Origin of the sequence: Zeaxanthinibacter sp. PT1 (genome assembly GCF_028464225.1) — a bacterium.
Lineage (GTDB): Bacteria > Bacteroidota > Bacteroidia > Flavobacteriales > Flavobacteriaceae > Zeaxanthinibacter.
This window is the reverse complement of record NZ_JAQPCN010000001.1, coordinates 321,654-334,863: the sequence shown is the minus strand read 5'-3', so window position 1 is coordinate 334,863 and position 13,210 is coordinate 321,654. Positions and strand designations below refer to the sequence as shown.

At 45.3% G+C, this 13,210-nt stretch carries 11 protein-coding genes; 4 read left to right on the top strand and 7 right to left on the bottom strand.

Annotated features, from left to right (window positions below; translation table 11 throughout):
- Positions 1-10: 10 nt before the first annotated feature.
- Together frr and pyrH are read right to left on the bottom strand one after the other, a co-directional pair.
- A complete protein-coding gene (frr, locus tag PP178_RS01475; protein ID WP_272592534.1) occupies positions 11-565 on the bottom strand; it encodes a ribosome recycling factor in 555 nt (184 codons plus the stop codon).
- A 110-nt stretch (positions 566-675) separates the two neighbouring features.
- Complete coding sequence (gene pyrH, locus PP178_RS01470) at positions 676-1,383, bottom strand: UMP kinase (RefSeq protein WP_272592532.1); 708 nt, start codon at positions 1,381-1,383, stop codon at positions 676-678.
- 152 nt (positions 1,384-1,535) lie between these two features.
- Here pyrH and PP178_RS01465 point away from each other — a divergent pair, with 152 nt between their 5' ends.
- The 3 genes from PP178_RS01465 to PP178_RS01455 all read left to right on the top strand — a co-directional run bounded on the left by PP178_RS01465 (position 1,536) and on the right by PP178_RS01455 (position 4,208).
- Positions 1,536-3,410, top strand: coding sequence for a M61 family metallopeptidase (locus PP178_RS01465; protein WP_272592531.1), 1,875 nt, complete (start codon positions 1,536-1,538; stop codon positions 3,408-3,410).
- A 125-nt stretch (positions 3,411-3,535) separates the two neighbouring features.
- Positions 3,536-4,012 (top strand): hypothetical protein, encoded by a 477-nt coding sequence (locus tag PP178_RS01460; RefSeq protein ID WP_272592530.1) that lies wholly within the window; start codon positions 3,536-3,538, stop codon positions 4,010-4,012.
- A complete protein-coding gene (locus PP178_RS01455; RefSeq protein WP_272592529.1) occupies positions 4,002-4,208 on the top strand; it encodes a helix-turn-helix transcriptional regulator in 207 nt (68 codons plus the stop codon). Before PP178_RS01460 ends, PP178_RS01455 begins: the two co-directional genes overlap by 11 nt.
- A gap of 55 nt (positions 4,209-4,263) precedes the next feature.
- Here the strand turns inward: PP178_RS01455 and tsf are convergent, their stop codons facing one another.
- From tsf to rplM, 4 genes are all read right to left on the bottom strand, one after another.
- Positions 4,264-5,088: a translation elongation factor Ts gene (gene tsf / locus PP178_RS01450; RefSeq protein WP_272593605.1), complete on the bottom strand. Its 825-nt coding sequence runs from the start codon at positions 5,086-5,088 to the stop codon at positions 4,264-4,266.
- A 70-nt stretch (positions 5,089-5,158) separates the two neighbouring features.
- On the bottom strand, positions 5,159-6,301 hold the full coding sequence (rpsB, locus tag PP178_RS01445) for a 30S ribosomal protein S2 (RefSeq protein ID WP_272592528.1): 1,143 nt from the start codon (positions 6,299-6,301) through the stop codon (positions 5,159-5,161).
- Positions 6,302-6,545: 244 nt separating this feature from the next.
- Entirely contained in the window at positions 6,546-6,932 is a 387-nt protein-coding gene (gene rpsI / locus PP178_RS01440; RefSeq protein ID WP_272592527.1) for a 30S ribosomal protein S9, read from the bottom strand.
- A complete protein-coding gene (rplM, locus tag PP178_RS01435) occupies positions 6,932-7,387 on the bottom strand; it encodes a 50S ribosomal protein L13 (RefSeq protein WP_272592526.1) in 456 nt (151 codons plus the stop codon). The genes rpsI and rplM overlap by 1 nt, the downstream gene beginning before the upstream one ends.
- Before the next feature lie 260 nt (positions 7,388-7,647).
- On the opposite strand from rplM, the gene PP178_RS01430 reads away from it, so the two are divergent.
- Positions 7,648-10,284 carry a DUF5916 domain-containing protein gene (locus PP178_RS01430; RefSeq protein WP_272592525.1) on the top strand — a complete coding sequence of 879 codons (2,637 nt, stop codon included), beginning with the start codon at positions 7,648-7,650 and terminating at the stop codon, positions 10,282-10,284.
- 74 nt (positions 10,285-10,358) lie between these two features.
- Here PP178_RS01430 and polA read toward each other — a convergent pair whose 3' ends face one another.
- Complete coding sequence (gene polA, locus PP178_RS01425; protein ID WP_272592524.1) at positions 10,359-13,193, bottom strand: DNA polymerase I; 2,835 nt, start codon at positions 13,191-13,193, stop codon at positions 10,359-10,361.
- Positions 13,194-13,210 lie beyond the last annotated feature (17 nt).

Sequence of the window (13,210 nt, the reverse complement as noted above, 5' to 3'; positions counted from 1 at the left end):
GTGCGGTGGATCAGACCTTCATGATCTCTGCCTCTTTGGTCGCAAGGGTGGATTCTACCTTTTTACTGTAAGTATCTGTCAGTTCCTGTACATCTGCTTCGGCATTTTTAAGAAGATCTTCAGAGATATCCAGGTCGCGCAGTTCCTTATTGGCATCTTGCCTGGCGTTCCGGATACTAACCTTTGCATCTTCAGCTTCCGCCTTGGCCTGTTTAACCAGTTGTACCCTGCGCTCTTCGGTCAGTGGGGGTACATTTATGATAATAAGATCGCCATTATTCATCGGGTTAAAGCCCAGGTTGGCGTTCATGATGCTTTTTTCAATTTCCTGCAGCAGGTTCTTCTCCCAAGGTTGTACCGATATAGTTCGTCCATCAGGCGTATTGATGTTAGAGACCTGGGAAAGAGGTGTCATGTTGCCGTAATACTCGACCATCACCGAGGATAACATGGACGGACTGGCTTTTCCGGCCCTGATCTTAACAAATTCCTTTAATAAATGTGCGATAGCTCCCTGCATACTCTCTTCTGCACTATCCAATATAAATTTTACATCCTCGTTCATATCGTATTATTAATGGTAATGGCGATTGATTTTATTCTTGGTCGATTCTCGTTATACTGACAAATATAGGAATACTCCTCACTGTTTTCAAGCAGGGTTAATCGTATGGGTTAAAGGTTGACTACAGTACCGATATTTTCACCGGAAACGATCTTCATCAGGTTTCCTTTCTTATTCATGTCAAAAACCACGATCGGTAATTCGTTTTCCTGGCTTAAGGTAAATGCCGTGGTATCCATTACCTTGAGCCCCTTTTTCAGCACCTCATTAAAAGACAGGGTGTCAAACTTAGTGGCTGTCTTGTCTTTTTCCGGGTCGCTGGTATAAATCCCGTCTACTCGGGTACCTTTCAGGATGACATCGGCTTCTATTTCTATCGCTCTCAACACAGCGGCAGAATCCGTGGTGAAGTATGGGTTCCCTGTTCCTCCCCCGAAGATGACAACACGCCCTTTTTCTAAGTGACGAATCGCTCTCCTGCGAATAAAAGGCTCCGCAACTTCGTTGATCTTTATGGCCGATTGTAAACGGGTCTGCATTCCCTTGTCCTCCAATGCTGCCTGCAACGCTAATCCGTTGATCACGGTTGCCAGCATCCCCATATGATCTCCCTGGACCCGGTCCATTCCATAACTTGCCCCTGCCAGTCCACGGAAAATGTTGCCTCCGCCAATGACTATGGCTACTTCTACCCCTTTCTCAACAACTGCTTTAATCTCATCTGCATATTCCCCGAGTCTTTTGGGGTCTATGCCGTATTGTTTTTCACCCATTAAAGCTTCGCCACTGAGTTTTAAGAGTATTCTTTTGTAAGGCATGTGAATTTTGGTATTTAGATCCGCACAAAAATAGTAAAATAATTTATGGTCATGACCTCTGAAATTGATAGGGTTTAAACGAAATTTATTTCGAAGGAAAGCTGGCAAGCCGAAATTATTTAATAATCTTGTGCTATTAATCCTATAATCAGATGAAAAGACTATCTATATATTACCTGCTCCTGTCCTGCCTTATAATAAGCGGTTGCGGAGCATCTAAATCTTTGAGCAGTGCATCATCATCTCCGATAGTAGCAACATTGGACCTGGTGAATATTGAAAATGACAAAGTGAGTGTGACCGTGGATCCGGGCGCTTTCTCGGCAGACAATGTAACCTTTTATATTCCTAAGACCGTCCCCGGCACCTATAGTGTTGACGATTATGGGCAATATGTAGAAGCTTTAAAAGCTATTGATTACAAGGGAAATGAAATGCCTGTGATCCAGGCAGACGAGAACAGCTGGAAGATCAGTGGGGCAAAAGACCTGGATAAAGTGGTATACTGGGTGAACGATACCTACGATACGGAATCAGAAACAGAGAACGCGGTATTTTCTCCGGCAGGGACCAACATCGATAAAGGAAATACCTACATGTTGAACTTACACGGCTTCGTGGGATATTTTGACGGGTTTAAGGAAGTTCCGTATCAAGTGGATATAACAGTTTCGTCAGGACTGGTAGCGACCACCTCGCTAAAGCGTAAAAATACGGAAAGCACGGGAGGACAAGATACTTTCCTGGCAGCACGCTATTTCGAAGTTATAGACAATCCCATCATGTATGCCAAGCCTAATAATATCAGTTTCCAGGTTCAGGGAATTACGGTGAACCTTGCGGTGTATTCCCCTAATGGCACTTATGACGCGGTATCCCTTGAGGAGCGCATGAAAGAAATGATGGGTGCCCAAAAGGCATTTTTAGGACCTATAGACGGGACAGAGGAATACAATATACTATTGCATCTATCGCCCATGGGGCCTACAGATCCCAGTGGTTTCGGTGCCCTTGAACATCATACTTCTACCGTGGTTGTACTCCCGGAACAAATGCCGAAAGAGAACCTTGAACAAGCCATGGTCGATGTTGTTTCGCACGAATTCTTTCATATCGTAACCCCGCTGAATGTGCATTCTGAGGAAATTCAGTTTTTTGATTTCAATGCTCCGGTAATGTCAAAGCACCTGTGGATGTATGAAGGTACCACCGAATATTTTGCCAATCTCTTCCAGATTAACCAGGGCTTGATACAGGAAGAGGAGTTTTACCAGCGACTGGTGGATAAGATTGGTAATTCACGCTCGTATGACGATGCGATGTCCTTTACAGTTATGAGTGAGAACATCCTGGAGTCTCCCTATAAAGAAAATTACGCCAATGTTTACGAGAAAGGGGCTTTGATCAATATGTCCCTGGACATACTGCTAAGAGAACTCAGCGGGGGAGAAAAAGGTGTGCTTTGGCTTATGAAGACGCTTTCCGATAACTATGGGAATAATACCCCTTTCAAGGATGATACACTCATCGAGGAGATCGTTGAAATGACCTACCCGGAAATAGGGGAGTTTTTCAATACTTACGTTATCGGCGATACTCCTATTAATTATGAAGAATTCTTATCTAAAGTAGGGTTGTCTTTGGTTACCGTCCAGGAAGAAAGTGGTTATTTTCTGCAGGGACAGATCCCTTATATAGATGTGGACCAGAAGAACGATGATGCCATCTTTGTTAGGAAGGGCATCACCCTGAATAGTTTTATGAACAATCTAGGGCTGCAGGGAGGTGATGTGATCGAAGAAATAAACGGAACCCCAGTGTCCTTAGAAAGTATAAGACCTATCATCGGGGAAAGCTTTGGATGGAATGCCGATAAGGAAATAAGCATGACCATTACGCGCGATGGAGAGCAAATAGAGTTGAAGGGACTTGCCGGTACACCCATGGTAAAATCAGAAAAAATAGTGGCAGCTGAAGATGCCAGCGCCGAAGAACTGGCACTTCGTGAAGCCTGGATGAAGAACTGATTCGTTTTGACCACCAAATAAAAAGGCAGCCATTTCCGGGCTGTTTTTTTTATGCTCTCATCCGATTATGTAAAAAATACTTGACTAAATGTAAAATATACTTTACATTTATAAAAAGTAAAGTAATGAAAACCAGGTATTTATTTGAATCGCGTTGGAAGAAAGTCGGCTGGATGATATTGATCCCTGCCGCCTTGTTAGGATTGTTTACCGTCCTCAATGATTGGGAGCCTGCGCTCTTTGATGTGGAGATGTATGGTCCGTTTATAACGGATTACAGCGGGGAGGGTTTTGTGCGGGGATACCTCGATAACAACTTGCTGAACGAGATTTGTGGTCTCCTGGTTATCATAGGGGGACTGTTGGTGGCCTTTTCTAAAGAGCAGCAGGAGGATGAATTGATACAGAAGATCCGTTTAGAAGCCTTGGTATGGGCTACCTATGGCAATTACATAATCCTGATACTGGGCTTTATCTTTGTCTATGATTTTGGTTTTTTCTGGGTCATGCTATTTAATATGTTTACCGTGTTATGGTTATTCATACTTAAATTCCACTGGGATCTCCGCCTGTTGAAAAAATCACTCTCCTATGCAGAATAGTCTTAAAGTGGAACGTGCGCGCTTAAAAATGACGCAGGCCGACCTGGCGGTAAGGGTAGGGGTGAGCAGGCAGACCATTAATGCCATAGAATTGGGTAAGTATGGTCCCTCCACGGTGTTAGCACTGCGTTTGTCCGGGGTTTTCGGAAAAACGGTGAATGAACTGTTTAGCCTGGAAGACGATGACCTGAATTAAAAAAGGCCATTAATCGTTGGATTAATGGCCTTGTGTATAGTTCCTTACAGGAAGATTATCCCAGGGCAACCCTTTCAAATCCGGTAACTTTAAGATCTGCATTTACAGACTTCACGTACTGAGCAACGCTCATTTTGTTGTCCTTGATGAAATCCTGGTTTACCAGGGTGTTGTCCTTGAAGAAACGTCCCAATTTACCTTGGGCAATCTTATCGAGCATTTCTTCTGGTTTTCCTTCTTGCCTTAACTGATCTTTAGCGATCTCAATTTCTTTGGCAATAGTCTCCTGGTCTACGCCATCTTGATCAAGGGCAACCGGGTTCATTGCAGCAGCTTGCATTGCGACATCCTTGGCAGCATCGGCGGCACCATCAACATCAGCCGAAAGTCCGACCAATGTAGCAATCTTATTCCCTGCATGGATATAAGATCCTACGAATGGAGCTTCAAGAGTCCTGAAACTTCCAATCTCGATCTTTTCACCAATTACGCCGGTCTGCTCTGTCAGTTTATCCTGAACAGTCATCCCATTGAAATCTGCTTCCAGGAATGCCTCTTTGTTGTCATAGGATAAAGCAAGATCAGCAAGATCGTTAGCCAATGTAACGAAAGAATCATTCTTGGCAACGAAATCTGTTTCACAGTTCAGGGAGATAATAATCCCCTTAGTGTTCTCACCATTTACCTTAGCAATAGCTGCACCTTCTGAAGATTCGCGATCTGCTCTCTTGGCAGCAACTTTCTGTCCTTTCTTACGAAGGATCTCAATCGCTTTATCAAAATCACCTTCTGCTTCTACCAATGCATTCTTGCAATCCATCATGCCTGCACCGGTAGTTTTCCTCAATTTATTAACTTCTGAAGCGGTAACTTTTACCATCATCTGTTGTTCTTTTAGTGGAGGTTTTTAGTAACCCCTGTTATATAAAAAATATAGTCTAGTCTATGATTTACTCAACGCCACCTTTGGCTTGGTCTTGCCATTCTTTAAGCTCGTCCCACTGACCATCTGCAGCCATTTTAGCTTGCTTAGCCCAGGATCCTGGATCAAGGTGGGCAAGGTTAGAACTGGCTTCGGTAAGGATCTCCTTTACAGAATCTGCGTTGGACTCTGCTAATTTAGCGTAGCTACTGATCCCGGCATTAACAAGAGCTTCTGCAGCTTTTGGTCCGATACCTTCAATCTTGGTAAGATCGTCGGCTTTAGCAGCTTCCTTCTTTTCTTTTTTAGCTTTCTCCTCAACTACAGGGGCTTCTTCGATAGTCTTAGTTCTCTTGGCAGCTTCCGGTTCCTTGTCAGTCTTGGCAACTGCAGGAGCTTCAGTAACTACTTTCTTTTTCTTAGGAGTAGCGGCTTTTGTTTGCTCGTTATCATCTCCTTCGTTATCTCCCTGCTTATCAGATTTTCTCTCGGCAAGTCCCTCTGCTACTGCTTTGGTAACTTCGCTCATGATCACTTCGATAGACTTGGAAGCATCATCGTTTGCCGGAATAACGTAATCAATTGCTCGTGGGTCAGAGTTGGTATCTACCATTGCGAAGATCGGGATGTTCAATTTCTGAGCTTCCTTAACAGCAATGTGCTCACGCATAGTATCTACGATGAACAATGCTCCTGGCAAACGGGTCATATCTGCGATAGATCCTAAGTTCTTTTCCAGTTTAGCACGCAGACGGTCTACCTGTAGACGCTCTTTCTTAGAAAGGGTGTTAAAAGTCCCGTCTTTTTTCATGCGGTCAATAGAAGCCATCTTCTTTACTGCCTTACGGATAGTAACGAAGTTAGTCAGCATTCCACCGGGCCACCTTTCAGTGATGTACGGCATGTTCACTTCTGCTACCTTATCGGCAACGATGTCCTTAGCTTGTTTCTTGGTAGCGACAAAAAGGATCTTTCTGCCAGAAGCAGCGATCTTCCTGAGGGCCTCATTAGCCTCGTCCAGCTTTGCTACAGTCTTGTAAAGGTTGATAACGTGAATCCCGTTGCGCTCCATGTAGATGTAAGGAGCCATGTTTGGATTCCATTTGCGGGTCAGGTGGCCGAAATGCACACCTGCTTCTAGTAAATCTTTTACTTCAGCTTTTTTAGCCATTTTAATGTACTTAGTTTACGTTCCGTTGAATTAGCAATGCCCAAGTGGTATCCCGGGGGACGCCTTGAGCATTTAGATGCTAAACTAAGGGTATCCTGAAGGGCATTTTAACTCCGGTAGGAGCTGGATATGTACTGATCAGGATGCCTTGAGGTCTCTCCCGGTTTTCCAGGAGTAGACTTTCAATGAACTTGGGTTATTAATATAAAATAAGAATTCGCCGGTAAACCGGCGAAGTTGATTCTTAACGTTTAGAGAACTGGAATTTCTTACGAGCTTTCTTCTGTCCGAATTTCTTACGCTCTACCATTCTCGGGTCACGGGTTAAAAGACCTTCTGGCTTCAGAACTCCCCTGTGCTCTGCGTCTAATTCGCAAAGTGCACGAGAAAGGGCAAGTCTTACAGCTTCTGCCTGTCCTGTAATACCACCTCCGAATACATTTACCCTTACGTCAAAAGTATCATCAGTACCGGTTAAGGCAAAAGGCTGAGTAACTTTGTACTGCAGGGTAGCAGTAGGAAAATATTCCGCAAGATCCTTTTTGTTGATAGTGATGTTACCTTTACCTTCAGAAAGGTATACACGGGCAACGGCTGTCTTTCTTCTTCCGATTTTATGAATCACGTCCATTATTTAAGGTCGTTTAGATTAATTGCAGTTGGTTTTTGAGCTTCTTGCTGGTGTCTGTCACCGGCGTACACCTTCAGGTTCCTGAAAAGTTCCGCACCTAATTTGTTCTTAGGAAGCATTCCTTTAACGGATCTTTCGATAACCGCTTCAGGCTTCTTTTCTAATAACTCCTGAGCTGTTTCAGAACGCTGCCCACCTGGATATCCAGTATAACGCAGGTAAACCTTCTCGGTCCACTTGTTCCCAGTCATTTGTATTTTCTCAGCGTTGATCACGATAACATTGTCACCACAATCCACGTGAGGGGTGAAATTAGGCTTGTGTTTTCCCCTGAGTAACTTAGCCACTTTGGAAGCTAACCTTCCTAGCGTCTGTCCTTCGGCATCCACCAACAACCATTGCTTGTCTACTGTGGCTTTATTGGCCGAAACTGTCTTGTAGCTTAATGTATCCACTACCTATATTTTTAAAAATTAAACACTTCAATCCCGTTTAGCGGGCTGCAAATGTACAACTATTAAGTTGAATTACAAACCGTTGTTTCCCTATTTTTTTATCAATTATTTCCACAAAAGTGAAAGCCGGAATACGGGAGAGGGTAATTTCCCGGCCATCTGCAAAAGTATGTTAAAAATCCTTTAAAAAAAAGGGAATTGCTGTAACGTCTCCGTAGTTTGCGCGTCTTTCCAATACATCAATCACAAACTAACCAGTTATGAACCTTTCCGGATGGACCGTCGGATGTTTCCTTTTACTAACCTCTTTGTGCTGGTCGCAGTACCAGCCAGACAGTGAAGAGGTGATACAACGCACCTATAATGCAGCCAAGATCATCGATCATAGTGCCCCTGAGATAGACGGGCACCTGAATGACCCGGTCTGGGAACTTGCGGACTGGGATGGAAATTTCGTGGAGTGGCAACCTGCAGAGAATACCCCGCCCGGCCAACCCACAGATTTTAAAATGATCTATGACGATAAGTACCTCTATGTCGCTATTCGTTGCTATGACTCCATGCCCGACAAAATAGAAAGACGATTATCGCGCCGGGATTCTTTTGAAGGAGATAGGGTCACGGTAATGATCGACAGCTATCACGATAAGCGAACAGCATTTTCATTTACTACCACGGCTGCCGGAGTTAAAGGAGAGGAGTTTATGTCTGATAATGGCAGAAACTGGGACGATAGCTGGAACCCGATCTGGTATACAGATGCCCAGGTGGATGAAAATGGATATACGGTAGAGATGAAGATTCCTTTCAGCCAGCTGAAATTTGGCAGGGCTAATGAGCAGGTGTGGGGATTACAGGTTTTCCGTACCCTTTTTCGAGGAAATGAACGATCCGTCTGGCAACGAATCCCTAGGGATGTGGCCGGATTTACCAGTGAATTCGGATTACTTCGCGGGCTGAAGGATATAGCGCCTCAAAAGCAGCTGGAAATTCAACCTTTCGCCGTTAGCCAGTACGAATCTTACCCGGCAGAAGAAGGCAACCCTTTCCGCGATGGTAGCGACTATCCATTTAATGTAGGTCTGGATGCAAAGATCGGTATCACCAACGACCTCACCCTGGATCTTACGGTGAATCCGGATTTTGGTCAGGTGGATGCAGATCCGGGGGCGATTGCCCTGGATGGGTTCCAGATCTTTTTCCAGGAGCGTCGTCCGTTCTTCGTGGAGAACAAGAATATATTCGATTTTGAATTTGCTAACGGGAATGATAACCTATTCTACAGCAGGCGCCTTGGGCGCAGTCCGCAGGGCTTTGTCAATTCTGGGGAAGGGGAATTTGTCGATGCTCCTAATAATACTACCATTCTCGGGGCAGCCAAATTTTCCGGGAAGACCAAGGATGGATGGTCCGTTGGTTTGTTAGAAAGTGTAACTGCTAACATGTATGCCCGTGTTATTGAGACGGATGGTGAAGAGCGGAAAGAGATCGTAGAGCCATTGACGAATTACATTGTGGGAAGGGTCCAGAAAGACTTTAACAACCGTAATACTTATATAGGCGGAATGTTTACGGCCACAAATCGTAATCTCACAGAGGAACTGGACTTTCTTCACGAATCGGCATATACGGGAGGAATAGATTTTCGGCATAACTGGAAAGACAGGCAGTACTATGTTGAAGGTAATATGGTATTGAGCCAGGTGAATGGATCCCCGGAGGCAATAGAGAACACCCAGCGCAGCATTACACATTTATTCCAGCGTAGTGATGCGGGTCATGTTTCAGTAGACCCGGACCGTACTTCGCTATCCGGAACCGGTGGAAAACTGGAAGCCGGGAAAGCAGGGGGAGGTAACTGGCGTTACCAGGGAGGTTTTATCTGGAGGTCACCGGAACTGGAACTCAATGATGTGGGTTTCCTCAGGCAGGCAGATGAGATTATACAGTATGCCGAAGTAAACCGCCTGTTCTTAAAACCAACAGATTGGTACCGTCAGATTCGTGTGGGGATGGAACAATACACTACCTATGATTTTGATGGCAACTACAACCGTATACAGTACGAAATGAACGGGAATATCAGTTGGGCCAACAACTGGTGGACCGAGATAGGGGGTGCGCATAAACCACGTATTTATAGTAACACTATGCTCAGGGGTGGCCCCAGGTACAGGTTCAATGAAGAAAATTTTGGCTTCCTGTTCTTTGGGTCGGATCAGAGCAAGAAATTTAATTTTACCATGGGATATGTACACAGTGATGCCACCCAGGATAATTTTAAGTTCAGGAGATATGTACTGAGATTTGGCTACCAGCCTTTTTCGGCCTTCAATATCTCCATGTCTACCGCTATGAATTACAACCCCAACAAAACACAGTATGTCACCACATCAGATTTCAATGGGCAGCCACGCTATGTATTAGGGGAGATTGACCAGAAAACCTTCAGTACATCATTACGTTTCAATTACAGTATAAATCCCAACCTGAGTATACAATTCTATGGGGAGCCTTTTATATCCAGGGGGCAGTATCGCAATTTTAACCGGGTGGTAAACCCTGTGGCAGAAGACTTATTTGAGCGCGTCAATTTGTATACCGATACACAGATTTCTAAAAATGAATCTGGTAGTTACTTGGTAGATGAGGATCTTGATGGACAGACCGATTACTCTTTCTCCGATCCCGATTTTGCCTTTGTGCAGTTCCGGTCTAACCTCGTCCTACGATGGGAATATATCCCCGGCTCCGAGCTGTTCTTTGTGTGGTCGCAAGGAGTCACCGGTTTTGGTGACCCCATGGGATCACTGGGTTCTAACCTGGATAGCCAGATCCTGGGGCAGAAACCGGATAACACCTTCCTGATCAAGGCCACTTACCGCTTTATTTTGTAAGCAACAACAAATGAAAAAGCGTACACCCGTTAGGGCTGTACGCTTTTTCTATGATCATCTGGCTATAAAGGAGACTAGTGAGCCTCCAGCCAGTTTTCCCCCGTTCCTATATCAACCACTAATGGTACATCCAGGCTGAATGCCGATTCCATCTCTGACCTTATCATTTCGCTTACGCGCTCCAATTCGGGTTTATAGACATCAAAGACTAATTCATCATGCACCTGCAGCAGCATCTTGGTCTTATAATCCCCGGTTTCCAGTTTTTTGTGAATATTGATCATCGCCACCTTGATGATATCAGCTGCACTCCCTTGGATAGGGGCATTCACGGCATTTCGTTCTGCTGCGCCCCTCACAACGGCATTACTCCCGTTGATATCTTTAAGGTATCGGCGCCTGCCCAGTACGGTCTGCACATATCCATGCTCCCGGGCAAAGTCGATCTGCTCGCTGATGTAATTCCGTAATTTAGGATAGGTTTTGTAATAGGTGTCTATCAACTCCTTGGCCTCTGTCCTGGACAAGTCGGTCTGGTTGCTCAATCCAAAAGCAGAAACCCCGTATATAATACCGAAATTGACGGTTTTAGCGTTGCCCCGTTGTTCACGGGTGACCTCCTCCAGGGGGACATCAAATACCCGGGCAGCCGTTGCTGCGTGAATGTCCTCTCCTTTTTTAAAGGCCTCGATCATGTTAGATTCTTCACTTAAAGAAGCAATCACCCGGAGTTCTATCTGGGAGTAATCTGCCGCGAGTAAAATATAATCTTCGTTCCTGGGGACGAATGCTTTTCGTACCTGCCTTCCGCGTTCTGTACGGATGGGGATGTTCTGCAGGTTAGGGTTGTTACTGCTGAGCCGACCCGTCGCTGCAACTGTTTGCATATAATCCGTATGAACCCTTCCGGTACTTTGCTGCACCTGTTCGGGCAGGGCTTCTACATAAGTGCTTTTAAGTTTGCTAAGCCCCCTGTACTCCAATACATCCCTGATGATCTGGTGGTCTTTGGCCAGGATGGAAAGTACATCCTCTGCAGTGGAATATTGGCCGGTCCTGGTTTTCTTTGGTTTAGCTACCAGCTTCATCTGGTCAAAGAGGATTTCACCCAACTGCTTGGGAGACGAAATATTGAATTCGGTACCGGCTTCTTTATAGATCTGTTTTTCCAGTTTTTCGATATCGGAATTCAGTTCCTCGGTCAGGGAATTCAGGAAATCTTTATCCAGCCTGATACCCTCGAGCTCCATATCTGCAAGAACCCTCAGCAGCGGTACTTCTATTTTCTGAAAAAGTTCTTCTGTATTGGCCTCTTTTAGCTCGGGACGGAAGAACTGAGCTAATTGGAAGGTGACATCGGCATCCTCTACAGCGTATTCTGTCTGGGCATCCAGCGGAACATCCCTCATACTCAACTGGTTCTTTCCTTTTTTACCGATCAGGTCAGAAATCGGGACCGGGGTATAATTCAGGTAGGTTTCGGCCAGTACATCCATATTGTGCCTCATGTCCGGGTTGATGAGGTAGTGTGCCAGCATAGTGTCAAAAAGCGGACCCTTGACATCCATCCCGTAACGGTCCAGGACTTTAATGTCGTATTTTAGGTTCTGTCCTATCTTTTCAATGAGATCAGACTCGAAAAATGGCCTGAGTTCTTCCAGGATGGCCCCGGTCTGTTCTTGGTCCTCCGGTAAGGGTACATAGAATCCTTTGCCTGCCTCCCAGCAAAAGGCAATACCCACCAGTTCTGCCTCCAGGGGATTCAGGGAAGTGGTCTCAGTGTCAAAACAAACGCTTTGCTGCTTCAACAGGTTCTGAAGAAAGAGCTTCATAGCCATTCCGGGGGCCACGCTCTGGTAGGAGTGAGGTACATCTTTCAGGGTCTTCCGGCCCGAAATTTCTTTCAAGGTAGCTGGAGATTCACCCTCTCCTCCAAAGAGGGAAAATTGACCGCTCCCTGCTTCCCTGGCCTGTTCTTTGGCGGTTGGGGTACTGCTTACCTGTGCCTGCTTATCTTCTGCTTCACCGCTGAAAATCTTTAAGAATTGGTCTTTCAGTCTACGGAACTCCAGTTCTTCGAACAACTCCTGCACCTTCTCGCTATCAGGCATGGAAAGTTCGTAATCTGTGGCGTCAAAAGTAACGTCGCAAGTGATGCAGATGGTGGCTAATTGTTTAGATAAGCGTCCCAGTTCGGCATTCTCTTCCACCCGCTCTTTCATCTTGCCTTTCAGCTGATCTGTATTTTCCAATAGCTCTTCCATGGATCCGAATTGGGTGATAAATTTTTTCGCGGTCTTATCGCCAACCCCGGGAAGTCCTGGTATATTATCACTGGCATCTCCCATCATCCCCAGGTAGTCGATCACCTGCTCCGGCCTTTCTACTCCAAAGCGTTTCTGAACTTCCGGGATGCCCCAGATCTCGATACCGTTCCCCATCCTGGCAGGGCGGTACATGAATATGTTTTCAGATACCAGCTGACCAAAATCTTTGTCAGGGGTCACCATAAAAACTTTGTAGCCTTCTTTTTCTGCCTGCTTAGCCAGGGTTCCTATGATATCGTCTGCTTCCAGGCCCGATACCTCCACACAAGGAATATGCATAGCCTTAAGAATTTTCTGTATATAAGGCACAGCAATCCGGATGGCATCCGGGGTCTCATCGCGGTTAGCTTTGTATTCAGGAAATAATTCGGTTCGCTCTGCACTCCCATCCTTATCAAAACACACGGCAAGGTGATCCGGCTTTTCCCGTTTTATGACATCAAAGAGGGAATTCATGAATCCCATAATAGCCGAGGTATCCATGCCTTTGGAATTGATCCTTGGGTTTTTGATCAGGGCGTAGTAGCCGCGGAAAATCAATGCGTATGCATCGAGTAAAAAGAGTCGTTTTTGGTCTGCCATTGTAAGTTTGCTAGAAA